At 60.7% G+C, this 1,137-nt stretch carries 3 protein-coding genes and 1 pseudogene; 2 read left to right on the forward strand and 2 right to left on the reverse strand.

Annotated elements, in window-relative coordinates; all coding sequences use genetic code 11:
• The coding region (locus A2I95_RS40780; protein WP_291738000.1) for a DUF1326 domain-containing protein at nucleotides 1-129 on the reverse strand (129 nt) is incomplete at its 3' end.
• 113 nt (nucleotides 130-242) lie between these two features.
• Entirely contained in the window at nucleotides 243-386 is a 144-nt protein-coding gene (locus A2I95_RS40785; protein ID WP_291737998.1) for a hypothetical protein, read from the reverse strand.
• A 131-nt stretch (nucleotides 387-517) separates the two neighbouring features.
• Here A2I95_RS40785 and A2I95_RS40790 point away from each other — a divergent pair, with 131 nt between their 5' ends.
• Nucleotides 518-688, forward strand: coding sequence for a hypothetical protein (locus A2I95_RS40790; protein WP_291737999.1), 171 nt, complete (start codon nucleotides 518-520; stop codon nucleotides 686-688).
• 252 nt (nucleotides 689-940) lie between these two features.
• Nucleotides 941-1,137: pseudogene (locus tag A2I95_RS40795) on the forward strand (phenylalanine--tRNA ligase subunit alpha); the annotation flags it as partial.

Genomic DNA, 1,137 nt, shown 5'->3' on the forward strand with positions numbered 1-1,137 from the left:
GATATGGATCACCTCGAACCCGGTGCAATTTCCGTGGGTGGGAAGATCCTCGAACTGGCAGGGGCAGCCGTAGTTGCAGTTGCAGTTCCCGAAGCTGCGGCCCTCGATGTACCAATCCACATGCGCCATGACTGTCTCCTCCGGTTCTGCTGCTGAAAAGATGCAGGGAAACTATACCATAAAGCAGCCGCAAATTCAGGAGGGCGCAGCCCGGGGCCGCCGCGGGACCCGGGCCGGCAGTTTCAGCTTGCAGTAACGGCGCTGGTGCTGAGCACCGCGGCATAGGCAAAACCAAGCGCAGACATATAGGCCTTGTGAACATCTTCGGCGGCGATGGTCCAGCCGTTGAACTCCAGGTCGCGCGAGGAACAGGCATCTTCGGGCACGGTGACGGCATAGCCATAGTCCGCAGCGGCGCGGGCGGCGGCGTTCCCGTGCGGTCTGCCGAGACGATGGCTGAGAAGATCGTTGCCAGCCGCGCGGGCTTCCTGATCCAGAACACCACGGGGGCGGCGTGATGGACAAGCTGACCACTTATTCCGTCCTGTCCCGCATTCGCCGCTCTGGCGACGTTTATGAGCCGCACGGTGAGCGTACTGAAATTGAGTTGTCTGAGAAGGAAGCGGCACCGCTGAAGCTGCTGGGCCGCATCGGTGAACCGCGCGGCCAAATCCCGCGCCTTTGCTGATGCACTCACGGACCTCATCACACCGTCTGGTTCTATGGATTTGGGCTGGTTTGAACTGGATGATCTGGCGTAAAACGCCGCACAATCCGTTAGAAATTCAAATTTCGTGTCTCAAAGCTGGTACCGGTTTGTGCCAAAGATGCCGCCGCGCCACAGCAGCGCGGTGACACACCCGCCGGGCTTACGCCCTGGCCCTCTTGCTTTCGCCGGCCCTTGTGGTAGCAGGGCACAAGCAGAATTCGAGAGGCCGTGATGGACGATCTTAAAGCCAAATATCTGGGTCAGATTGCCGATGCCGCGGATGAATCCGCGCTGGAAGCGATCCGCCTTGCCGCCGTGGGCAAAAAGGGCGAAGTGGCGCTGAAGATGCGCGAGCTGGGCAAGATGACCCCGGAAGAGCGCCAGGTCGCAGGGCCGGCGCTGAACGCGCTGAAGGATGAGATCAACTC

Source organism: Leisingera sp. F5, assembly GCF_001593695.1.

Bases quoted from the DNA above. Each gene is read 5' to 3' on its own strand.
- A2I95_RS40790 (WP_291737999.1), top strand. From the start codon at position 518: ATGGACAAGCTGACCACTTATTCCGTCCTGTCCCGCATTCGCCGCTCT.